Genomic DNA, 21,722 nt, shown 5'->3' with positions numbered 1-21,722 from the left:
CGCGGCGTCCGAATACCGCGTCATGCAGCCTAGAAGGCATTGATCCGCAATGGAATCTGATGGCGTGACGTCAATCGAGGCGTTATAGCGACTTACGATCCAAAAATCGCCTTAGTTGGCAAACAGAGCGGCGATGTCGGCTGGGTCGGGCGCGTATCAACCCTGACATGCGGTGATTCCGGGATACGAGGTATCGATTGACTGACCTGACGGCGAGCCTCCAGAGCTCGAGCGATCCCTCCGATCTCGGACCCGATCTCAGCATCTGCGACCGCGAGCCCATCCATATCCCCGGCTCCATCCAGCCCCATGGCCTGCTCCTCGTCGTCGATGCCACAAGCCTTGTGGTGACCCATGGCGCCGGCGACATTGAGGGCCGGCTCGCGCCTGACTGGCGCGGCAAACGGCTGGAGGCTCTGATGGGCCGCGATATCTCGGCCCACTTGCCATCCGTCTCTTCCGCACCCGGCGGCCAAGTCGTCGACGGCCTGATCGAAGGTCGCCGCGAAACCTTCGACGGCACGATCCACCGCGTCGGGGCGCGCATTCTGATCGAGCTGGAACCGGCGCCCGCCAGGCCACCCTCGGCGACGTCAGTGCTGATGCTCCTCGACAATGCCGGCGCCCGTCTCGGTCGGGCGCCTGACCTCATCGCGCTCTGCGACCAGGCGGCCATCCTGTTCCGCCAGCTCACCGGTTTTGACCGGGTGATGATCTACCGCTTTCTCGACGACGATGCCGGCGTTGTCGTCGCCGAGTCGCGCGATCCCCATCGGCATTCCTTCCTCAACCACCACTTTCCTGCCTCCGACATCCCCAAGCAGGCGCGCGCGCTCTACGTACGAAACCATGTGCGGGTGATCCCGGACGTCGGCTACCAGCCGGCGCCGCTGCGCCCGACGATGATCGGCGGCCCTCTCGACATGAGCGACGTCTCGGTCCGCAGTGTCTCGCCGATCCATGTCCAGTATTTGAAGAACATGGGCGTCGGGGCTTCCGCCTCGGTGTCGATCGTCAAGGATGGCTTCCTGTGGGGGCTCGTCGCTTGCCACAACGAGACGCCGAAGAACCTCACCTGCGATGTCCGCACCGCTTGCCGGATGCTCGCCGGCAGCCTGGCCCGGCAGGTTCGCGCCAAGGAAGAGGCCGAGGCGTATCGCGAGCGGCTCCGGCTGCGGTCGGCCGAGGACGTGATTACCCTGCGACTCGCCCGCATGACGGCCATCGATCACGCCATCACCGGCGCGCAGGGCGATATCCAGCGCATGTTGGGGGCGGATGGTTTCGCGCTCGTGCAAGGCGCGAAAGTCGATCTTTACGGGTCATGTCCGCCGGCCGAGGACGTGCGCGAGCTCGCGCAATGGCTGGGGGCGGAAACCCGCGTCGAGCCTTTCGCCACCCACCAGCTGTCGCGCATCTTTCCGCGGGCTGCTGCCTACCGGGAAGCGGCGAGCGGGTTGCTGACGGTCACCTTGTCGAGCGATACGCCGATCGTCTTCATGTGGTTTCGGGCCGAGCAGGTCGAGGTGATCAACTGGGCCGGCAATCCGCACAAGGCCGTCGACCAGGTGCCGGGGCAAGCGCTCAACCCGCGGGCCTCCTTCGACGCCTGGAGCGAGACGGTGCGCGGACTGGCCCGTCCGTGGACCCTCGGCGAGGTCGAGGCGGCGCAGCGCATTAAGGGGACGGTCGCCGAGTCGCGCCAGAACAGGCGCCTGCAGGAGCTGAACACCCAGCTGACGGCGACGCTGGCGGAGAAGGAGCGGCTGCTTCAGCAGAAAGATTTCCTGGTCAAGGAGGTCAATCACCGCGTCCAGAACAGCCTGCAACTGGTCTCCGCTTTCCTTAGCCTGCAGTCGCGCTCGATCAAGGACCCGGTCCTCACCGGCCATCTCGATGAGGCGCAGCGGCGTCTCTCGGCGGTCTCGCTGGTTCACAAGCGGCTGTACCGCGACGACAATGTCGAGACGGTCGATCTGTCGCGCTATCTCGAGGAACTTTGCGTCGACACGCGGCTATCGATGGGCGGGGATGGCGGCGACCAGCTGGCCTTCGATCTCGCGCCGATCCTCATCGCCTCGGACCGGGCGGTGAGCGTGGGCCTGATCCTGACGGAACTCGTAATCAACGCCAACAAATATGCCTATGGCGGCGGTACAGGCCAGATCGCCGTCACGCTCGAACAGTATCGGAACCGCTTTCTCCTGATCGTCGCGGACCAAGGAAGCGGCCTGACGCGGACCGAGAAAGGTTTTGGCACGCGGATGATGCAGGCGATGGTCGACCGGCTGCAAGGCACGATCGACTATGCCGACAATGAGCCGGGTCTCAGGGTGATCGTGTCGGCCCCGATCGAGGAGAGCGTCTCTTGAACGAGCCGGGAGGCTGACGGTCCTCTCTCGGCGCCGGCCTCGTCACTGCTTAACCGGCGACGGGAGACTTGCGCTGTCCTCGGCTGCCGGCGAGCCGAAGCCGATACCCTGTTTGTTTCCTTCGGCCCGGCGCAAGGCGCTTTAGCGTTCGATCATCTCGCGGATCTTCGTGGCAAGGGCCTCCATGGCGAAGGGTTTCGTCACGATCTCCATGTTCTCGCCGAGGAACTCGCTGCGCACCGCCGCCTTCTCGGCATAGCCGGTGACGAACAGGATCTTCAGTGTCGGCCGCAGGCCGCGTCCGAGTTCAGCCAGTTGCCGACCGTTCATGCCGGGCAAGCCGACATCGGTGACGAGAAGGTCGATCCGCTGGTCGGATTGCAGGATCGGCAAGGCCTCGTCCCCGCTCGGCGCTTCGAGCGCCGTATAGTTCAGCTCTTCCAGGACGTCGACGATCAGCATGCGGACGAGCGGCTCGTCTTCGACGACGAGTACGGTCTCGCCCCTGCCGTCCGGAGCGATCGGCGTCTGGTCGGCTGCCTCGACCTCGTTGGTCGATTGGGTCGGCAGGAAAAGCCGGATCGTCGTGCCTTGGCCCTCGACGCTGGCGATGTCGACATGCCCCTCCGACTGTTTCACGAAGCCGTAGATCATGGAAAGGCCAAGGCCGGTGCCTTGCCCGATCGGCTTGGTGGTGAAGAAAGGCTCAAACACCTTCTTCAGCGTCCCCTCCGACATGCCGGTGCCAGTGTCCCGGACCCGGATGACGATGTACCGTCCCGGCGACAGCCCCTCGTGCTGGCGCGCAGCCTTGGCGTCGAGCACGACATTCGCGGTCTCGATGGTCAGCGTGCCGCCTTCCGGCATAGCGTCGCGGGCATTGATGGCAAGGTTCAGCAGGGCGTTTTCCAGCTGGTTCGTGTCTGTCCGGCTGATCCAGAGATCGGGCGACAGGGCGAGCGAGATCTGGATCCCCTCCCCGAGCGTCCGCCGCAGGAGGTCGTCAAGACTGCCGACGACCGCGTTGACATCGACGGGCCCCAGATCCAGCGACTGGCGTCGCCCGAAAGCGAGGAGCCGTGCCGTCAACGCCGCGGCGCGCTGAGCCGATGTCATCGCCGCATCAATATATTTCGGGATTCGCTCGAGTTCGCCAGTGCTGAGCCGCCGCTTCATCAGGTCGAGCGAACCGACGATGCCGGCCAGCATATTGTTGAAGTCGTGGGCGATGCCGCCGGTGAGCTGGCCGACGGCTTCCATCTTCTGGCTCTGCCGCAAGGCCGTCTCAGCCCGTTCGCGGTCCTCGCTTTCGGCCCGGAGATGATCGAGGGCCTCCTCGAGATCGGCGGTCCGTTCGAGGATCTGCGCCTCCAGCTGCTCGCTCGAGCGCTGCAGCGCCTCCTGTGCCCGCTTCTGCGTGTCGACGTCGACGATCACGGTCAGCGCGGCGAAAATCTTGCCGTTGGCGTCGCGCAGCGGCACGCCGCTGACCCTCGTCCAGACTTCCTGGTCGTTTTCCAGCCGGTAGAGGGCCTCGACGCCCTCTACCCGCTCGCCGCGCAGCGCGCGTGTGCCGGCGAAATCCGCCGGCGTCCGGCGCCGCCCGTCGACGTCGAAGCTCTGCCATTCCGGGGTGTCGCCGATATCGCCAGGCTTCGGCGAGCCGTTGGGAAGGAAGCGCCGGTAGGACGGGTTCGACAGGACGGTCCGGCCGCTCGGATCGGCGAAGTTCACGCCGACCGGCAGGTTGTCCAGCAAGGCCGAGAGCCGGGCCCGCTCCTCCGCCAGATCGTGGATCCGGTCCCGCATTTCGAACTGCTTCTGCCGCGAGCGCATGGCGGAGGCGACCGCGCTGAGGAGCGAGATCGAACCGAGCGGCCGTTCGAGAACCATGACGTTGGTCGCGACCTCGGGCAGGCGTAGGCGCAACGTCTCGGCTGTTCGGACCCGTCCGCCCTGCCGGGCCGCGAGGAGGACAAAGGGAACGTCCGACCATTCCGGCTGCGCTTCGAGGATGGCCTTGAGAGGCGCAAGATCGGCCTGCAAGGCCTCCTCGGTCAGGAGCACGACGCCGGTGTGCTCGTCGAGCGCGGCCGCAACGTCCTGCAAGGTCGCCTTGACCTGCGCCTCGTAACCTTCGTCGCGCAGCAACGCCGCGACGCTTTCCGCATCGCGTCCGTACGGCGCCGTGATCAGTACCCGATGGCCTTCGGTGGCAGTCCTAAAGCCCAATGTCGCGGTCTTCCAGCAGCGGGTTCACGGCGCCGATATACTGGGGCGTGCCTGTCAGGACGCCGGAGAACTCCACCAGCGGCTCGCCGACGCGCACACCGCGGACGTCGATCCGCAACTCCCGGATGGTATCCTCGTGTGCACCGCTGCGGTTTTTGAGGACCGAGATCGCCTTGCGGATGCGCCCGCCCGCCTCGAAGAAGCGGACGAGGACGATCGTGTCGGCGATGTAGGAGACGTTGAGGGTTCCGGTCGACATGGTTCCGAGCAAGCCGTGCTGCGGATTGATGAGGAAGGTCACCACGCCCTGCTGGTTCAGGTAGGACAACATCTCGTGCATCTGCAGCAGCAGCTGCTTCTCCTGCGGCATCGAGGCGAGATAGCCGTTGAGGCTGTCGATCACCAGCATGCGGCTGCCGCGCTCCTCCACCTCGCTGCGCACCAGCCAGGCGAACTCTCCGGGCGACAGTTCCGCCGGGTTGACCTGTTTGATCACCAGCAGGCCGTCGTCGATATAGGTCTGCAGCTTCAGGCCGAGCTGCGCGCTGCGGGCAAGGAGCGTGCCGACCCGTTCGTCGAACTGGTAGATGGTCGCGGGCTCGCCACGTTCACAAGCGGCGGCGACATATTGCAGGGCGATGTTGGTCTTGCCCGCCCCTGCCGGTCCCGAGATCAGGACGCTGGTGCCATAACGCGGCCCGCCGCCCAGCAAGGCGTCGAGTTCGGCAACGCCACTTGACGCGGGGCCGCCGATCTCGGCGTTCTGGTGGTGCGGTGCGATCAGCCGCGGAAACACCGTGATGCCGCCGGGCCGGATGACGAAGTCATGATAGCCGGCGGCAAAATCGACGCCGCGCAGCTTCTGGACCTGCAGACGGCGACGGGCCGCGCCGAATTCGAGCGTCTGCCGCTCCAGCGTCACGACGCCGTGGCAGAGGCTGTGCAGCTGGGTGTCACGCTCGCCGTTCGAGCCGGTGAGATCATCGACCAGCATCACCGTCACCTTACGGCCGGCGAAGAACTGCTTGAGCGCCAGGACCTGCCGCCGGTAGCGGAGTGGGTCCTGCGCAAGGAGGCGCATCTCGGAGAGACTGTCGAAGACGATGCGGCTCGGCCGAACCTTCTCTACCTCATCCTGGATCAGGCGGATCGTACCGCCGAGCTCCATTTCCCAAGGGTGCAGGATGGACTGCGCATGGCCTTCGCCCAGCACCGAATTGGCAGAGGAGAGCTCGAAGAGGTCGAGCTGATCGAGGTCCCAGCCGTGCGATTTGGCGACCGCGCCGAGCTCTTCGGCAGTTTCCGACAAGGTGACATAGAGCCCCGTTTCCCCGCGTCGCACGCCCTCGAACAGGAAGTTCAGCGCCATCGTCGTCTTGCCAGCCCCTGGCGCGCCCTCGAGAAGGTAGAGCCTGTTCGCGGGCAGGCCGCCGTTGAGGATGGTGTCGAGCCCGTCATTGCCCGAGGAAATGCGATCGGTGGCATTCGTCATCGAAAACTGTACCCGCCTTGAACTCCGGACCGCCTGTCGTTTCTGGAGCGGACCCTGTGGTGCGAAGACACCATGTGGTGATGTAGCATATCCCGTACGGGAACAAGGCCCATCATCGCCGGCTGAAAGCCATCGCCTTCGACAGCGGGCCGTCGTCTCGGTTCGTTCCCTGCTGCTCCGCGTGAGGGGTTTGCGCCTGTTCCGCGCGACACGAAAGGTTGGATGACGTGCTCATCCAAGCGCTGGCTCTCATGATAGTGACGTGCGAAGCAGCGGGATCGGTGTTCGGTCTTTGAAGAGGCCGGGAACCCGCCGTTCGAGGCTCGCGGCAAAGGCGGGCCGTCCGCGCGACGTTTGGAGGACAGGGAATGGCATTCAAGACCAAAGCCGAGGCCGCCGCGGAAGCGGCCGTGGCGACGAAGGGCTGGAAACGCGACAAGAAGACGGGACTCTGGAAGTGCTTTCGGGCCGAGCAGCGCGGCGCGACCTTCTCCGGAACAGCAGATCAGCTGCGCCACCATCTCGGCCTGACCAACCCGCTCGCGCCGCCGGAAGCTTGAGGACCGCTGCGGGCTGCACGGCTCGCCGTCGGTCTTCAGTCCCTTGCCTTTCTGCTGGAAGGCTTGTCCGCCGAGCGCTAAGCAAGGGCATGACCTCTTCCGATACCCTTCTCGACTGCCAAAGCTGCGGTGCCTGCTGTTCGTTTTCGGCGGACTGGCCGCGCTTTTCGCTCGAAGAGGACTGGCAGCTGGATCAGATCCCCGAAGCGCTGGTCGCTGCCGACCTCAGCGGCATGCGCTGCGACGGTGTCCGCTGCTCGGCGCTGGGCGGTGTTGTGGGAACCGCGACCGCCTGCACGATCTACCCGATCCGACCGGACGTCTGCCGCGCCTGCATGCCCGGCGACGACGATTGTCTGATGGCGCGCCGCGCCTTCGGCTTCGCCTGACCGCCATAGATTCCGCCTTCGCTTGACATAATCGAGAGCCTGCTCGACAAAAAGGCATGAAAAATTCTGCCTTTTTGCAGTGCAACATACGCAGTGTGCGCGGACGGCCATGCTAGACAAGGTCAAGCAATCGCTGGTCGGTTGGATCAATGGGAAGCCCAACGCCGCCCGTCTGGGTGGCTGGCACAAGTGGAATCCCGGTAACGCCGTCCTGTTGCGCGATGGAAGCTGGAGTCGCGTCGGTCGAGGCCAGAACTGGCGCCGGCGGACGGCTGACGGCTGGGAATACGAGCAGGATCAGGACTACGAAGGTGCGGAAGACCTGCACCATATCGACTGGGACTAGCAGTTTCGCAGCCGGCTTGCGGCTGATGGTTGCAGGATCGAGGGGCACGCCTGGCGCCGAAAGCCCTGTATTTCCGGATGCAAGCGCGCCAGTCAGCGAATTCTTTCCCAGATTTCCCGACTGAGAAATGGCTCTGCCGGCAGCAAGGCATGTGCTGGGGAACTCGACTCAGCTTCATCGCGTCAAACCGCGATGAACTGGAGTTTCCTCGCCGTAAACGTTTGGAATCCTGACGAGATCACAACGGGGCATGAACGTCTGTCTGTGGGCTAAACCATCTCTAAACCATATAATTTGGTACTCGAACCGCCCGAGCATGCCGTAACGACTCCTCGCCCTAAACGTGTAATAGTCGAGTAGTTAGTAAGCTAATCATGGCGGGGAAAATGGTCGTCGCGGGTCCGGAAAAGATGGAGGGCAAAGCAGCGGATCGCCGTGCAGCCCGGGATTCGTTCTGGTTAGATCGGCGTGGCAGCAACGCCGTCGAGTTCGCCATTATCGCCCCGGTCATCTGCCTGATGATGCTGGTCATCCTGTTTTACGGCGTCTACCTTGGCATCGCCAATTCCCTGCAGCAGATATCCGCCGATACCGGGCGCTATGCCATGGTCGGCAAGAACGCGGTCGAACGCAACGAACTTGTCGGTCGCTGGATCACCAATACCGCCGGCAACTATCCGCTGATCGTCCCAGCGCGTCTGACCTATCAGACGGTCGAGGACGGTACGACGCTGATGGTGAGTGTCTCCTACGACATCACCTACCTGCCCCAGCCGCCGACGATCCTCACCAATATCGTGGCCCCCCCAACGACCATCCTCCGCTCCGCGACGGTGTTCATTCCATGACCCAGCCAGCCCCGCGTGCCAAACTCCTTAGCGCTTTCCAAAAAGATCGCTCGGCCTCTGTCGCGCTGCTTTTCGCGGTGACGATCCCCGTGCTGCTCGGGGCCGGCGCTTTCGCCACCGACATGGGCCTAGCTTACCTCCAGCGCCGTTCGCTGCAGACGGCAGCCGATTCGGCAGCGCTAGCCGCCGCCAGCCGACCCGAAAGCGCGAGCCAGGTTGCCCGCGCCATGCTTGATGCCTCAGGCAACAAGGATGCGACCTTTGTGCTCACCATCGGCACTTACGTCGGCACGACGCTCGATCGCGACAACCGTTTTGTCGCGAACCCCGCCGGAAATGCCGTTCGGGTTGATGCCAAGATCAAGGCGCCCGTCTATTTCGGCCGCATCTTCAACATCAAGGACCTCGATCTCTCCGCGCGTTCGGAAGCCGCGGTGATCCCGATCGTCACGATCGCCGCCGGCAGCCGTCTCGCCGCCACCGACCCGCTGATGCTGAACGCCTTTCTCAAGCCGATGACCGGCCTCGATCTCAAGCTGTCGACGACGGACTACAAGGGTCTCGTCCAGTCTAAGCCCAACCTCGGGACGCTCCTGAAGGCGCTGGCGGTCGATGGGCTAGGGCGTCAGATTTCCGGGACGCTGGTCAGGGATGTCGTCTCCAGGCCGATCAAGCTGACGCGCCTCCTGCAGATCCTGTCGACGTGTCTCGACGGCACGGGAGACCTCGTCGGCGGATCGGTTCTGCGAAAGGCCTCGCAGCAGATCGGCGCTTCGAACATCGACGTCGCGCTCGATGAATTCCTGAAGCTCGACCAAGACTTCCAGAAGCTGGCCCTGGACTATCCGAACAAGGCGCTGGATGCCAACATCGGCGTTCTCGGCATGCTGAATGCAGCGATCGGCTCGGACACGATCGGCAATACCATTTCGACCGGCCTGACGTTTCCTGGCCTTCCCAGTGCCACCGTCAAGATGATGGTTGGCGAGGCCAGTCAGAATGCTCAGTCTGCCTCGATCGGCCAGACCTCGGCGGAAATCCAGACCGACCAGTTTCGGATGCGGGCCGAGGTGAAGACGCCAGGCTATCTCGATCTCGTCAATATCAGTCTGAACGTTCCGATCGAACTCGTGATCGCCGGCGGGACGGCGAAGGTGACCGACGTCAAATGCTCCAGCGACCCGGCGCAGCGCCAAGTGACTGTCCAGGCCATGCCGGGGGTCGCCAAGCTCGCGCTCGGGCAGTTCTCGGGCCCGCTGAGCGCGGCCAACACCCATGACCGGTTGTCTCCGGCGGAGCTGGTTCAGGTGACCCTCGTCTCTGTAAAGGGGGACAGCTATGCCTCGATCCAACAGACCGTACCGAGAGTTCTGGTCTTCAAGGGATCTGAAATCGGAAACGGCACGGTCAAGACGGCCAAGACCGACACGATCGCCAGCAGCCTGGTGTCGACCCTGATGAAGGAGGCCAACATCACAGTCAATGTCGGCCTAATTGGCCTGCCGGTTTCGCCGCTCCTCTCCTCGGTCAGCGACCTGTTGGCGGGCCTGACGATGCCGTTGGACAACCTCATCAAGTCGGCGCTGGCGACCGCCGGCATCAGCATCGGCGAACTCGATGTGCGGGTGGACGCCGTGGTCTGCGACACACCGAGGATCGTCGGGTAAGGCGCAACGCTGTCCGCGTTTGGTTAAAAACGTGTGAACATGAGATGCACTGCGTGCATAACAAGTGTGCACGAAGTGCACTAACGGTAGGCAGTCTCAGCGCATACCTAGGGCTAGAAGCAATAGCCCATTGGAATTCTCATGTTCGCCTCTCTCGCCAACCGCATTCGCAGCTACCGCGAACGCCGGATCGCCGTCAGCCACCTCGCCCGCATGGACCGCCACGAACTGTCCGACATCGGCATCGCCAGCCAGGACATCGATCTCGTGGTGCGTCGCGGTCGCCTTCAGCTCTAGAACTTCAGTCCCTTGAACGCCGCAAACCCGCCGTTCGTTTTGAACCGGCGGGTTTTTTGGTTTCTGGTGCAGAGCCGATGTGGAAGCGTTCAGATCGTCAGCACAGTGGCGCCGGTCGTGGTGCGCGCCTCGAGCGCACGGTGGGCCGCTGCGGCATCTTTAAGCGCATATGTCTGGTCGATCCGCACCTTCACGGCACCGGAAGCGATGACCTCGAAAAGCGCCGCGGACGACTGTTCTAGTTCTGCGCGGGTCGCGGTGTAGCCGAAGAGGCTCGGCCGGGTCGCAAACAGCGATCCCTTCTGGTTCAAAAGCGCCATGTCGACATCCGGCAGCTTGCCGGAGGACTGACCGAACGTCACCCACAGCCCTTGCCGCTTGATGCAATCGAGGCTCGCGGGAAACGTGTCCTTGCCGACCGAGTCGTAGACGACGTCGCATTTGGCGCCTTCCGTCAGCTCGAGCACACGCGCGACAAAATCCTCCTCGCGGTAGTTGATCACGTGGTGGTAGCCGTGCTCCAGCGCCAGCGCGCATTTCTCGGCCGAGCCTGCCGTGCCGATCACCGTTGCGCCGAGATGTCTCGCCCATTGCCCGGCGATCAGGCCGACACCGCCGGCTGCCGCGTGGAAGAGCATCACCGTGCCGGGGCCGACCTCGAAGGTCCGGCGCAGAAGGTACTCGGCCGTCATGCCTTTCAGCATCACTGCCGCGGCCGTCTCGAAGTCGATCGCGTCCGGCAAGGTCACCGCGGAGTCGGCCTTCACCAGCACTTCCTCGGCATAGCTGCCGGCGGCATCATTATACGCCACGCGATCGCCCGGGGCGAAACGGGTCACCCCTTCGCCGACCGCCACGACCATGCCAGCGCCTTCCTTGCCCGGCACGAAGGGCATGGACGGAGCCTTGTAGAGGCCGGTCCGGAAATAGACGTCGATGAAGTTGACGCCCGCTGCCGCCTGTCTCACCAGGATCTGGCCGGGACCGGGCGCACCAAGGTCTCGGTCCTCCCAGGACATGACCTCGGGACCGCCGACGGCGCGAACGACCATTGCCTTGCTCATGCGATATTCCCTTGTCTGCGGGTAACGTCAGGGGTTGCTGCGACGGACCATGTCGACGACCTGCAGCACGGCACCGATCGAGAAGAGGTAGATCCCGGTCGCCACCACGCCGAACTTGACGAAGGGCGACAGGTCGAAGTTCTGATACAGCGCGGCCAAGCCGAAGCCGGCCCAGGCGGCGCAGACGGCAAGATTCAGCGGCCGCAAGCGCTTGACCCGGACGGGGTGCAGGAACTTGATCGGCAGGAAGGTCGCGACCGAGCAGAAGGCGACGAAGGCGAAGGCGGTGATCTCGTTCGGCTGGATCGCGAAGAAGGTGAAGACCACCATGTTCCAGGCGACGGGAAAGCCGCGGAAGAAGTAGTCCGTCGTCTTCATCCGCGTGTCGGCGTAGTAGATCGCGCTCGAGATCACGATCATCGCTGCTGCCAGGAAGGACAGGAGGCCGCCGATCATGCCTGATTCATAGAGGGCGAAGGCGGGAATGATAACGTAGGTCGCATAGTCGATGATCTGGTCGAGCACCTCGCCGGACCAGTTCGGCAGCACGCGCTGGATCTCGACCTTACGGGCCATCGGGCCGTCGATCGCATCGACGAACAGCGCGAGCCCCAGCCACCCGAACATCGCCACCCAGCGATGGTCCGCCGCGGCGATGATCGAGAGAAAGGCCCAGAAGGCGCCGCTCGCCGTCAGCAGGTGGACGGCAAAGCCGCGCCACTCCTCGAACTTTGATACCGGTGCCGCCATGCTGACCTGAAACCCATCGTCGCAGGGTCCAGTGCGTACGCCTCCCCCCATTGCTATAAGCTCTATCGTCCGTATCTCTAGAATCCAAGGCTCACGCGGCGGACAGGCACTCGGTTTTCTGCCCCGGCAACAGGAAAGACGGACAGTTGACGCAGCTGAAACGCGATATTGCCGTGGTGGGTGGCGGACTGGCGGGCTATGCGACGGCCATTGGCCTTGCCGCCGAGGGCATCGACACGGTGCTCGTCGCCCCGACCCCGTCGCGCCCCGATGGTCGCTCGACCGCGCTGATCGGTCCGTCGATCGCCTTCCTTGAGCGGCTCGGCGTGCTCGATGCGGTCCGCGCGAAGGGCGAGCCGATGTCGACGATGCGCATCATCGACGATACCGGCAGGTTGCTGCGCGCGCCGACGCTGACCTTCGAGGCCGCAGAGATCGGTCTCGACGCCTTCGGCTACAACATCCTCAACGCCGATCTCTTGGCGATCCTGCATGCCCGCGCAGAGGAACTGGCGGACCGGCTGACGCTGGTGGATGGCGGCGCGCGCCGGCTTGAGGCGGGCGACGACCGCGCGACCCTGACGCTCGACGACGGAACGACGGTCGTCGCTTGCCTCGTCATCGGCGCCGATGGCCGGAAATCCATGGTCCGCGAGCAGGCCGGCATCGCCTTGCGCGACTGGTCCTATCCGCAGAGCGCCATCGTTCTCAACTTTTCGCACGAGCGCCCGCATACGGGGATTTCCACGGAGTTCCATACCGCGACCGGCCCGTTCACGCAGGTGCCCCTGCCCGGCCGGATGTCCTCTCTCGTCTGGGTGGAGACGCCTGACGCCGCCGATCTCATCGTCGACCTGAAGCCAGAGCGACTGCAGAAGATGATCGAGACGCGTCTGCATTCGATCCTCGGCGCGGTTACCGTGGACGGCTCGGCCCAGCGTTTCCCACTGAGCGGCGCGACGGCGCTTCAGATGACCGCCAAGCGGGTCGCGCTGGTGGGCGAGGCTGCGCATGTGTTCCCGCCGATCGGCGCGCAAGGCTTGAACCTCGGCCTACGCGATGCCGCCGCCATCGTCACCGCGGCCTCCGGCAGCCGCGATGATCCCGGCGCCGCCGGCGCACTAGCCCGCTATGCCGCAGCGCGCCGGGGAGACGTGGCGTCGCGCACCTTCGGCGTGGATCTTCTCAACCGGTCTTTGCTGGCCGGATATCTTCCGGCGCAGGCGGCTCGGACGCTCGGCCTGTCGGCCATGGCGGCAGTTCCGTTGTTGCGGCGTTTCTTGATGCGCGAGGGAGTCTCACCAGGCGCCGGCCTGTTCGGGATGCCGAGATCAGTAACCGAAGGGATTGGCGGGAAACCAACCGGTTGAGATCGCATAGAGCGCGAGGGTCACGGTCAGAACGGAGGCAACCGTCGTTGCCAGAATGGCCGCCGAGGCGCGTTCGGTCCAGATGCCGTATTGCTGTGCGATGACGAAGACGTTCGTCGCGGTCGGCAGGCAGGCCAGCAACATCGCCGTGTTCACCCAGACAGGATCGCTTTCGCCGGCCAGTGCGAGCAGCGCGTAGACCAGCAGCGGGTGCAGGATCAGCTTGGCCGGCAGGATGTAGCCGAGCTCGGGCGGCACGCGCCTCAGCGGCCGCAGCGCCAGCGTGACGCCCATCGCGAACAGCGCGCAGGGCGCCGCTGCCCCCGCCAGAAGCGACAGCAGGCGGTCGAGAGGCCCCGGCAGCGAGACGCCGAGGATGGCGCCGCCAACGCCAACCAGCGTCGCGATGATGAAGGGGTGGGTGAAAATCTTCGTCAGGACATCGAGGACGACCGCGCGCGCGGGACGGTCGGAGTCGCCGCCGAGCGCCATGCACAGCGGCGCCATCACGAAGTGCAAGGTGTTGTCGAAGCAGAACACCAGCGCCACCGGGACGGTTGCGGCGGGGCCGAAAGCCACGAGCGCGAGCCCCGGTGCCATATAGCCGATATTGCCGTAGGCGCCGGCAAGTCCCTGGATCGTCGAGGCCGGAATGTCGCCGCGGGTTCTGAGATAGCCGGTGGCGAACACGGCCAGAAACGTCACGAAGGTCGCGAGCGTCGTCGCGCCGACGAAGCCGGGATTGGCGAGCTGTTCGACCGGCGTTTTCGACAGAAGCTGGAAGAAAAGCGCCGGCAGCGCGAGATAGACGATGAAGACGTTGAGCCAGGCCAGCCCCTCGAGCGGGCGCTTAACGATGCGTCCGGTACCGAAGCCTAGCCCGATCAGCGCGAAAAACGGAAAGATCAGCCCGATAATGGCGAGCATGGGCGGATCAGCTCGGCCGGAGGCCGGTTGAGGGACCGCCCCGGGCGGTCCTCCGGATTTGCATGATGGTCCCGTTCATGATTATCCGGCATCCTGTCGCCAACGCGGCGCGGACCAGCCCCTGGTCGCACCGCTTCAATGGTTCTGAGAGACTTCCAGGAAAGCCGCCATGCAGACAGCCCGCTTTTTCATCGGCCAGGTCGTGCGCCATCGGGTGTTTCCGTTCCGTGGCGTGATCTTCGACGTCGACCCGGAGTTCGACAACACCGAGGAATGGTACCAAGCGATCCCGGAAGAGGTTCGCCCGCGCAAGAACCAGCCCTTCTACCACCTGTTCGCCGAGAACGCCGAAACCGAATACGTTGCCTATGTTTCGGAGCAGAACCTCGTCCCGGACGAGACCGGCGATCCGGTGCGCCATCCGCAGGTGGCCGAGGTGTTCGACGGGCAAGTGGACGGCGCCTACAGGATCCGCGGCAACCACCGCAACTGAGCCGGCGCCGAACCAGATCCAGCAGACGAAAACGGCGGCCCGAGGCCGCCGTTTTGCATTCTGGCCTGCGGCTTACTGCGCCGGAGCGGCACCGCCGGTCTTGGCGGCGGACTGGGCGTCCTCGAACTTCTTGCGGCGGGCATCGGCCTGCTTCTTCAGCGCGTCGTTCAGCTCCTGCTGGCGCTGGGCGAGCTCGGGCTGGGCGACCGGTGCGCCATCATAGGCCTTTGAGAAGCCCGACAGAGTGATCTTGATCGGGTTCGGCTGGCGCTGGAAATTGACCGAGGTGACGGTCAGCGTCGTGCCCTTCTTCAGCGAGGCGATGACCGCATCGGTGAGTTGGGCCTCGGCGATGCAGCGGTCGGGGAAGCAGACGGAATAGCCCATCGCCTGCGGCGCGGCCTTGTCGATCTGCAGCTGGACGCCCGCCGGAATGACGCGGCCGGTCGGCACGACCGCCTGCAGCACGCGCTGGGTGACCTTGCCCTTGACGTCGATCAGGTTGATGGCGGTGACCAGCTGGCGGGTATCGGCAACGAGCGTGAACTGCGTGTTGCAGATGTCGTTTTCGCCTTGCTTGGAGCAGACCTTGAACCACTGCGTCTCGACCGGCTTGCCGGCGGCGGGGGCAGCCGGGGCGGCCTGCGCCGCGGCGGAGCCGGCCATCATGCCCAGCGTGGTGATGCCGATCACACCTGCGGCCAGCGCGTTGACAGTGACATTCAGCAAACGGTTCTTCACGGGCCTTGCATCCTCTCGGCGTCGATCATTCGGCGTAAGGCTTCCCTTAACCGGGTTGCTGCTCGTGCGCAAATGAGGCCGTTTAAAGACCCTTGCCGAAAGGGCTTCGGCGAGGAATCCCATTCCGCCGATAGGCAAATCAGACCGGAGCGGATAAGAATCCGCCAACCCTGCCGGAGAGATTGCCCATCATGCCCTTTCGGACGCTTGCGCCGGCTGCCGCGAAAGCACTGCTGATCCTTTTGCTCTCGACGGTGGCTGCATTGCCCGCCCTCGCCGAGCCCCGCCACGGGATCGCGATGCAAGGCGAGCCAGCGCTGGCGGCCGGTTTCACCCATCTGCCCTTCGTCAACGCCGACGCGCCGAAAGGCGGCGTGATGCGCTACGGAGTCTTCGGCACCTTCGACAACCTCAACCCGATCATCGTGCGCGGCTCGACCACGACGGCCCGCGGCATCTGGGCCGACCAGGAATACGGCAACTTCGTCTTCGAGCCGCTGATGCAGCGTTCGCCCGACGAGCCGTTCACGCTCTACGGGCTGCTGGCGGAGAGCGTCGAGACGGACGACGCCCGCACCTTCGTCGAGTTCACCTTGAACCCGAAGGCGAAGTTCTCCGACGGCACCCCGGTCACGGTCGAGGACGTCCTTTTCACCACGGAGATGATGCAGCAGATCGGCGTCGTCCGGCCGCAGTACACGGCCTGGCTCCAGCGCGTGGCGAAGATCGAGAAGGTCGGCGAGCGCGGCGTGCGCTTCACCTTCAACGAGAAGGCCGACCGCGAACTGCCGCTGCTGCTGGCCGGCCTGCCTGTGCTGCCGGCGCACGGTTTCGACCGCGCCACGTTCGAGCAGACGACGCTGAAGCCGGTGATCGGTTCGGGCCCCTATGTGATCGAGAGGGTCGAGCCCGGCCAGCGCATCTCCTACCGGCGCAATCCCGACTATTGGGCCAAGGACCTGCCGATCAAGCGCGGGATCGACAATTATGACCAGGTGGTCATCGAGTATTTCCGCGACGCGAACGCGCAGTTCGAGGCCTTCCAGAAGGGTCTTTTCTACGTCTTCCCGGAAGGCAGCCCGCTGCACTGGCGCACGGCATACGACTTCCCGGCCGTGCGTGATGGGCGGGTGAAGCGCGACGAATTCGTCAACGGCAAGCCGGCGGGCACCTACGGCTTCTTCTTCAACACCCGCCGTCCGCTGTTCGAGGACCGAGCGGTGCGGGCCGCCCTCGGCCTGTTGTTCGACTTCGAATGGGCGAACGCCAACCTCTATTACGGCGCCTATCGCCGAACGACGAGCTTCTTCGAGAACTCGGAACTGTCGAGCGTCGGGCATCCCGCCAGTGGCCTCGAGAAAGCGCTTCTGGCGCCGTTCCCGCAGGCCGTGACGCCCGAGGTCATGGCCGGCACCTGGCGGCCCGCGGTCAGCGATGCCTCCGGCAGCGACCGCAAGCTGCTGAAGCAGGCCGTCGATGCGCTGAAGGTGGCTGGCTTCACCTTCGCCGGCGGGCGGATGGTGGACAAGGCCGGCAAGCCGCTCACCTTCGAGATCCTGGTCCAGAACGCCGACCAGGGGCGGATCGCGCAAGGCTATGCCCGAACCCTCTCGCGGATCGGCGTCGAGGCCGACATGCGCCTCGTCGACGACGCCCAGTACCAGCTGCGCAAGCAGCGTTTTGACTACGACGTCCTGATCTCCTCGTTCACCTCGTCGCTGTCGCCGGGCGCCGAGCAACGTCAGCGCTGGGGATCGGCGTCGCGCGATGCCAATGGCTCGTTCAATTTCGCCGGCACCGCCGATCCCGCCATCGACGCGCTGATCGAGGCGATGACCAAGGCGCGAACCCGGGAAGAGTTCGTCGCCGCTGTCCGGGCCTACGACCGGGTGCTGATCTCCGGACAATATGTGGTGCCGCTGTTCTACGTCGCCGAGCAGTGGCTTGGCCGCTGGGCCTTCATCCAGCATCCCGCCGTGACGCCGCTGACCGGATACTACCTCCCGAGCTTCTGGCGCGAACCGGGCAAGTAGGAAACGTCTCGGTCGCTAGACGATCGCCTGCCATGCGTCGGCATGGCTGCCGGCGAAGTTCGGCATGCCCGGCTTGGTCAGGCAGCCTCTCGGGGCGACGTAGCTGTCGATCCGGCGGACCGGCCGCTCGTGCCAGCCGAGGTTGAACGCCCAATATCTCGGGAAGAACTCCATCGTCGAATACGGCAGATGGTCGTGGATCCACCAGGCGAGCTTTTGCCAGTCGCCTTCCGCCTGGAACCGGTCCCAGAAGCGGGGAACGACGATACAGGCGGTAGCGCCCATGCAGCCCTCGGCATCGCGCCGGTCCCAGATGTGGCCAGCGAAATTCTTAGGATTGGCCGAGCAGTTGTATCCCGGCCTCCCGGCAGCCTGGAGGCGGCAGCCGAGTTCGTTGATGTCCGCTGACCGGAACGAGGACCGGATGGCCAGCCGGCCAAACTGATCCTGCAGCGGCTCCAGCACGTCCTCGCAGAGACGCGTGCCGGCCGCGATGGCGAGATCCGGGTCGTCCGGCACGTTGCTGATCCCGTGCAGGGCGGCGATCTCGGAGAAGAGAAAGTCGCGCATGAAGAACGATTGGGACAGCCGCGCGCGACCAAAATCCGTCAGCGACTGGACCGATTTTGGCGTCTTCATGCGCCCCCCTCTGCTACCAAATCAGTTCAACAAACTAGCTCAAGCCCCTGTTGCAAAACATTTTCATACCTTCTGATCTCTCTAGGCCGCCTTCTTCTGCGCTTCGTCTGCAAACCGCGCCAGCTGCGTGGCGATGGTGGCGGCGCCGTTAAGGCGCTTGTCGGGCGTCGGCCAGTCGCGGATGAGGACGATCGACTGGTCCGGCCGGATCTTCGCGGCCGATCCCTGCTCGCCGATGTAGCGCACCAAGGCCCCCGGATTGGAGAAGCTCTTGTCGCGGAACTGGATGACAAGGCCTTTTGGTCCGGCATCGAGCTTGGCGATGTTGGCGCGGCGGCAGAGCGACTTGATGAACACCACCTTCAGAAGATGCTCCACCTCGTCCGGCAAGGGGCCAAAACGGTCGATCATCTCGGCTCCGAAAGCGTCGATCTCGCGGGCGTCGGCGAGGTCGGCAAGGCGGCGATAGAGGCTCATGCGGAGCTGCAGATCGGGCACGTAGCCTTCTGGGATCATCACCGCGGTGCCGAGCGTGATCTGCGGCGACCACTGGCCGTCGCCCGCGTCCGGCTCGCCCTTCATCTCGGCGACCGCCTCTTCCAGCATCTGCTGGTAGAGCTCGAAACCGACCTCCTTGACGTGGCCGCTCTGCTCGTCGCCGAGGAGGTTGCCGGCGCCGCGCTGGTCGAGGTCGTGGCTGGCCAGCTGGAAGCCGGCGCCCAGTGTATCCAATGATTGTAGAACCTTCAGGCGCCGGTCGGCCTGGGCCGTCGGCGTCTTGTTGGCCGGAATGGTCATCAGCGCGTAGGCCCTGACCTTGGAGCGGCCGACGCGGCCGCGCAACTGGTAGAGCTGGGCGAGACCGAACATGTCGGCCCTGTGTACAATCATTGTATTCGCCGAGGGAATATCGAGGCCTGACTCGACGATCGTCGTCGACAGCAACACGTCGTACTGGCCCTCGTAGAAGGCGTTCATGATGTCCTCGAGCTCGCCGGCGCCCATCTGCCCATGGGCGATGGCGACCTTCAGCTCCGGCACCTGCTCCGACAGGAAGTCGTGGATACCCCGCAGATCCGACAGCCTTGGCGCGACGTAGAAGCTCTGGCCGCCGCGGTATCGCTCGCGCAGCAGCGTCTCGCGCACCACCAGCGGGTCGAACGGCGTGATGAAGGTGCGCACCGCCATGCGGTCGACCGGGGCGGTGGTGATCAGCGACAGCTCGCGCACGCCGGTGAGGGCTAGCTGGAGAGTGCGCGGGATCGGCGTCGCAGAGAGCGTCAGCACGTGGACGTCGCTCTTCAGCTCCTTCAGCCGCTCCTTGTGCTTGACGCCGAAGTGCTGCTCCTCGTCGATGATGAGGAGGCCGAGGTTCTTGAAGGTGACGGCCTTGCCGAGCAAAGCGTGCGTGCCGACGACGATGTCGAGCGTGCCCTCGATCAACCCCTTCTTGGTGGTCGCGAGATCCTTGGCGGTGACGAGACGCGAGGCCTGACCGATGTTCAGCGGGAGGCCGTGGAAGCGCTCGGAGAAGGTCTTGAAATGCTGGCGAGCGAGCAGCGTCGTCGGCACGACGACGGCGACCTGAAGCCCGTTCATCGCGGCGATGAAGGCGGCGCGCAGCGCCACCTCGGTCTTGCCGAAACCGACGTCGCCGCAGATCAGCCGGTCCATCGGGCGTCCGGCGGCCAGATCGTCGGCGACGGCGTCGATGGCGCTCTGCTGATCCTCTGTCTCCTCGTAGGGGAAGCGCGCGGCGAACTCGCCCCAGAGCCCGTCCGGCGGCAGGAGCTTGGGCGCGCCGCGGGTCTGGCGTTCGGCGGCGATGCGGATAAGGCCGCCCGCCATGTCGAGCAGCCGCTTCTTGAGCTTGGCCTTGCGCGCCTGCCAGGCGCCCCCGCCGAGCTTGTCGAGCACGCCCTCCGAGCCCTCGCCGCCATAACGCGACAGGAGCTCGATGTTCTCCACGGGGAGGAACAGCCGGTCGGCGCCGGCATACATGATCTCCAGACAGTCGTGCGGCGCGCCGGCGGCCTCGATCGAGCGCAGGCCGACGAAGCGGCCTATGCCGTGGTCGACATGGACGACGATGTCGCCCTCGTCGAGGCCGGAGACCTCGGCGATGAAGTCGGCGCCGCGCTTCTTGCGCCGGGCGCGGCGGACCAGCCGGTCGCCGAGGATGTCCTGCTCGCCGATAACGGCGATGCGGTCCGTCTCGAAGCCGGCCTCGATGCCGAGCACGGCCGAGGCGACGAGGTTCTTCGGGATCTCCAGCGCCTTGACGTAGGTCTCGACGAATTTCAGCCCGCCGAGGCCTTGCTCCTCGACGACCTGCACCAGGCGCTCGCGCGAGCCCTCGCTCCAGGCGGCGAGGATCACCTTCTTGCCAGAGGCCCTGAGGTTTGAGATGTGCTCGACGGCCCGCTCGAAGACGTTGACGTCGCCGGCCGCCCGCTCGGCGGCAAAGTTGCGGCCGCGCGTGATGTCGAGGTTGACGATGGTCCGGCCGGTCGCGTCGCTCAGCGCATAGGAGGACAGGCGGATGGGATCGGCGCTGGCGATGCCGCCCATCAGCTCGTCTTCGGAGAGGTAGAGATCATCGGGCTCGACGGGGTGGTACGGCACGGCGTCCGCCGTCCCCTCGCCCGCCCCGCGGCGGCGGCTCTCGTAATGATCCTGGATCGTCGTGCGACGCTCGCCGATCGCCTCCAGCACGAGGTGATCGAGCACCATCGGGAAGCCGGCGGTGTAGTCGAACAGCGTGTCGAGCTTCTCGTAGAACAGCGGCAGCCAGTGCTCCATGCCGGAAAAGCGGCGGCCCTCACTGATCGCGGCATAGAGGCCGTCATTGCGCGACGGCGCGCCGAAGCGCTTGAGATAGCTCGTGCGGAAGCGGCTGATCGTCTCGTCCTTCAGCGTCACCTCGCTGACCGGCGCGAGCTCGAAGCTCTTGCGCTGGGCGGTGGTGCGCTGGGTGGCGGGATCGAAGGCGCGGATGGATTCCAGCGTGTCGCCGAAGAAATCGAGGCGGATCGGCTCGTCGTCGCCGGGCGCGAAGAGGTCGAGAATGCCGCCGCGCACGGCGAACTCGCCACGCTCGCGCACGGTCGCGACCCGCTCGAAGCCGCCGCGCTGCAGGACCCGGACGATGTGGTCCATCGAGATGCGGCCGCTGGCGCGGGCCGAGATCGTTTCGTCCGCCAGGATCTGCGCCGGCGGCATCTTCTGCAGCAGCGCGTTGGCGGTGGTCAGCACCAGAGCGCGGTGCGGCTCCTTGCGCAGGTTGCCGAGCGCGGTCATCGCCGAGAGGCGCATGGCGGCAGCCTCGCTGGACGGGCCGACGCGGTCATAGGGCAGGCAGTCCCAGGCCGGCAGCGACAGGATCGGCAGGTCGGGCGCGACGAAGCGCAGCGCGTCCTCCAGCTCACCCATCCGGTTGCCGTTGCGCATGACGAAAACGAGCGGCGCCTTGCCGGCCCGCTCGCGGGCGATCTCGGCAAGG

18 protein-coding genes are annotated in these 21,722 nt (G+C 65.1%); 10 read left to right on the top strand and 8 right to left on the bottom strand.

The annotated features are described in order from the left end of the window. Positions 1-197 precede the first annotated feature (197 nt). On the top strand, positions 198-2,372 hold the full coding sequence (locus ACZLZQ_RS15840; protein WP_472950192.1) for a histidine kinase dimerization/phosphoacceptor domain -containing protein: 2,175 nt from the start codon (positions 198-200) through the stop codon (positions 2,370-2,372). A 141-nt stretch (positions 2,373-2,513) separates the two neighbouring features. Here ACZLZQ_RS15840 and ACZLZQ_RS15835 read toward each other — a convergent pair whose 3' ends face one another. Both ACZLZQ_RS15835 and ACZLZQ_RS15830 read right to left on the bottom strand, forming a co-directional pair. Further along, the gene (locus ACZLZQ_RS15835) at positions 2,514-4,523 is read right to left on the bottom strand and encodes an ATP-binding protein (RefSeq protein ID WP_472950191.1); all 2,010 of its coding nucleotides are present in this window, start codon (positions 4,521-4,523) and stop codon (positions 2,514-2,516) included. A 70-nt stretch (positions 4,524-4,593) separates the two neighbouring features. Continuing rightward, entirely contained in the window at positions 4,594-6,096 is a 1,503-nt protein-coding gene (locus tag ACZLZQ_RS15830) for an ATPase domain-containing protein (protein ID WP_472950190.1), read from the bottom strand. 368 nt (positions 6,097-6,464) lie between these two features. Between ACZLZQ_RS15830 and ACZLZQ_RS15825 the strand changes: the two genes are divergently transcribed. The 6 genes from ACZLZQ_RS15825 (at position 6,465) to ACZLZQ_RS15800 (ending at position 10,203) form a co-directional block, all read left to right on the top strand. Next, positions 6,465-6,656: a hypothetical protein gene (locus ACZLZQ_RS15825; RefSeq protein ID WP_472933420.1), complete on the top strand. Its 192-nt coding sequence runs from the start codon at positions 6,465-6,467 to the stop codon at positions 6,654-6,656. An 89-nt stretch (positions 6,657-6,745) separates the two neighbouring features. Then, on the top strand, positions 6,746-7,045 hold the full coding sequence (locus ACZLZQ_RS15820; RefSeq protein ID WP_472950189.1) for a YkgJ family cysteine cluster protein: 300 nt from the start codon (positions 6,746-6,748) through the stop codon (positions 7,043-7,045). 109 nt (positions 7,046-7,154) lie between these two features. Beyond that, positions 7,155-7,391 carry a hypothetical protein gene (locus tag ACZLZQ_RS15815; protein WP_472950188.1) on the top strand — a complete coding sequence of 79 codons (237 nt, stop codon included), beginning with the start codon at positions 7,155-7,157 and terminating at the stop codon, positions 7,389-7,391. A 374-nt stretch (positions 7,392-7,765) separates the two neighbouring features. Continuing rightward, positions 7,766-8,239 carry a TadE/TadG family type IV pilus assembly protein gene (locus tag ACZLZQ_RS15810; protein ID WP_472950187.1) on the top strand — a complete coding sequence of 158 codons (474 nt, stop codon included), beginning with the start codon at positions 7,766-7,768 and terminating at the stop codon, positions 8,237-8,239. Next, positions 8,236-9,906 (top strand): pilus assembly protein TadG-related protein, encoded by a 1,671-nt coding sequence (locus ACZLZQ_RS15805; protein ID WP_472950186.1) that lies wholly within the window; start codon positions 8,236-8,238, stop codon positions 9,904-9,906. Before ACZLZQ_RS15810 ends, ACZLZQ_RS15805 begins: the two co-directional genes overlap by 4 nt. 141 nt (positions 9,907-10,047) lie before the next feature. Then, positions 10,048-10,203, top strand: a complete 156-nt coding sequence (locus ACZLZQ_RS15800; RefSeq protein ID WP_472933426.1) for a DUF1127 domain-containing protein — start codon at positions 10,048-10,050, stop codon at positions 10,201-10,203. Positions 10,204-10,292: 89 nt separating this feature from the next. Here ACZLZQ_RS15800 and ACZLZQ_RS15795 read toward each other — a convergent pair whose 3' ends face one another. Both ACZLZQ_RS15795 and pcsA read right to left on the bottom strand, forming a co-directional pair. Next, positions 10,293-11,267 carry a quinone oxidoreductase family protein gene (locus ACZLZQ_RS15795; protein WP_472950185.1) on the bottom strand — a complete coding sequence of 325 codons (975 nt, stop codon included), beginning with the start codon at positions 11,265-11,267 and terminating at the stop codon, positions 10,293-10,295. A gap of 27 nt (positions 11,268-11,294) precedes the next feature. After that, a complete protein-coding gene (gene pcsA, locus ACZLZQ_RS15790; protein WP_472933428.1) occupies positions 11,295-12,017 on the bottom strand; it encodes a phosphatidylcholine synthase in 723 nt (240 codons plus the stop codon). A gap of 155 nt (positions 12,018-12,172) precedes the next feature. Here pcsA and ACZLZQ_RS15785 point away from each other — a divergent pair, with 155 nt between their 5' ends. Further along, positions 12,173-13,387 carry a UbiH/UbiF family hydroxylase gene (locus ACZLZQ_RS15785; protein WP_472950405.1) on the top strand — a complete coding sequence of 405 codons (1,215 nt, stop codon included), beginning with the start codon at positions 12,173-12,175 and terminating at the stop codon, positions 13,385-13,387. Here ACZLZQ_RS15785 and ACZLZQ_RS15780 read toward each other — a convergent pair. Then, positions 13,349-14,314: an AEC family transporter gene (locus ACZLZQ_RS15780; RefSeq protein ID WP_472950184.1), complete on the bottom strand. Its 966-nt coding sequence runs from the start codon at positions 14,312-14,314 to the stop codon at positions 13,349-13,351. The two genes, ACZLZQ_RS15785 and ACZLZQ_RS15780, sit on opposite strands and share 39 nt — an antisense overlap. Positions 14,315-14,483: 169 nt before the next feature. On the opposite strand from ACZLZQ_RS15780, the gene hspQ reads away from it, so the two are divergent. Then, complete coding sequence (gene hspQ / locus ACZLZQ_RS15775) at positions 14,484-14,807, top strand: heat shock protein HspQ (protein WP_472950183.1); 324 nt, start codon at positions 14,484-14,486, stop codon at positions 14,805-14,807. Positions 14,808-14,879: 72 nt separating this feature from the next. On the opposite strand, the gene ACZLZQ_RS15770 is transcribed toward hspQ, so the two are convergent. Further along, on the bottom strand, positions 14,880-15,476 hold the full coding sequence (locus ACZLZQ_RS15770) for an invasion associated locus B family protein (RefSeq protein ID WP_472933561.1): 597 nt from the start codon (positions 15,474-15,476) through the stop codon (positions 14,880-14,882). A gap of 263 nt (positions 15,477-15,739) precedes the next feature. On the opposite strand from ACZLZQ_RS15770, the gene ACZLZQ_RS15765 reads away from it, so the two are divergent. Next, positions 15,740-17,581: an extracellular solute-binding protein gene (locus tag ACZLZQ_RS15765; protein WP_472950182.1), complete on the top strand. Its 1,842-nt coding sequence runs from the start codon at positions 15,740-15,742 to the stop codon at positions 17,579-17,581. 15 nt (positions 17,582-17,596) lie between these two features. Here ACZLZQ_RS15765 and ACZLZQ_RS15760 read toward each other — a convergent pair whose 3' ends face one another. Next, a complete protein-coding gene (locus tag ACZLZQ_RS15760; protein ID WP_472950181.1) occupies positions 17,597-18,220 on the bottom strand; it encodes a hypothetical protein in 624 nt (207 codons plus the stop codon). Positions 18,221-18,301: 81 nt separating this feature from the next. Then, positions 18,302-21,670, bottom strand: a complete 3,369-nt coding sequence (gene mfd / locus ACZLZQ_RS15755; protein ID WP_472950404.1) for a transcription-repair coupling factor — start codon at positions 21,668-21,670, stop codon at positions 18,302-18,304. Positions 21,671-21,722: the final 52 nt, after the last annotated feature.

It is taken from the genome of Mesocryomonas lacus, from assembly GCF_055730105.2.
Note: the sequence above shows the minus strand (reverse complement) of the source record. Positions and strands in the feature narration are given on the sequence as shown.

Coding starts and splice junctions, on each gene's coding strand:
- ACZLZQ_RS15765 (WP_472950182.1), top strand. CDS start 15,740: ATGCCCTTTCGGACGCTTGCGCCGGCTGCCGCGAAAGCACTGCTGATC.
- ACZLZQ_RS15795 (WP_472950185.1), bottom strand. CDS start 11,267: ATGAGCAAGGCAATGGTCGTTCGCGCCGTCGGCGGTCCCGAGGTCATG.
- ACZLZQ_RS15805 (WP_472950186.1), top strand. CDS start 8,236: ATGACCCAGCCAGCCCCGCGTGCCAAACTCCTTAGCGCTTTCCAAAAA.
- ACZLZQ_RS15810 (WP_472950187.1), top strand. CDS start 7,766: ATGGCGGGGAAAATGGTCGTCGCGGGTCCGGAAAAGATGGAGGGCAAA.
- mfd (WP_472950404.1), bottom strand. CDS start 21,670: ATGCGCAACGGCAACCGGATGGGTGAGCTGGAGGACGCGCTGCGCTTC.
- ACZLZQ_RS15760 (WP_472950181.1), bottom strand. CDS start 18,220: ATGAAGACGCCAAAATCGGTCCAGTCGCTGACGGATTTTGGTCGCGCG.
- ACZLZQ_RS15780 (WP_472950184.1), bottom strand. CDS start 14,314: ATGCTCGCCATTATCGGGCTGATCTTTCCGTTTTTCGCGCTGATCGGG.
- ACZLZQ_RS15830 (WP_472950190.1), bottom strand. CDS start 6,096: ATGACGAATGCCACCGATCGCATTTCCTCGGGCAATGACGGGCTCGAC.
- pcsA (WP_472933428.1), bottom strand. CDS start 12,017: ATGGCGGCACCGGTATCAAAGTTCGAGGAGTGGCGCGGCTTTGCCGTC.
- ACZLZQ_RS15770 (WP_472933561.1), bottom strand. CDS start 15,476: ATGATGGCCGGCTCCGCCGCGGCGCAGGCCGCCCCGGCTGCCCCCGCC.
- ACZLZQ_RS15815 (WP_472950188.1), top strand. CDS start 7,155: ATGCTAGACAAGGTCAAGCAATCGCTGGTCGGTTGGATCAATGGGAAG.
- ACZLZQ_RS15825 (WP_472933420.1), top strand. CDS start 6,465: ATGGCATTCAAGACCAAAGCCGAGGCCGCCGCGGAAGCGGCCGTGGCG.
- ACZLZQ_RS15820 (WP_472950189.1), top strand. CDS start 6,746: ATGACCTCTTCCGATACCCTTCTCGACTGCCAAAGCTGCGGTGCCTGC.
- hspQ (WP_472950183.1), top strand. CDS start 14,484: ATGCAGACAGCCCGCTTTTTCATCGGCCAGGTCGTGCGCCATCGGGTG.
- ACZLZQ_RS15800 (WP_472933426.1), top strand. CDS start 10,048: ATGTTCGCCTCTCTCGCCAACCGCATTCGCAGCTACCGCGAACGCCGG.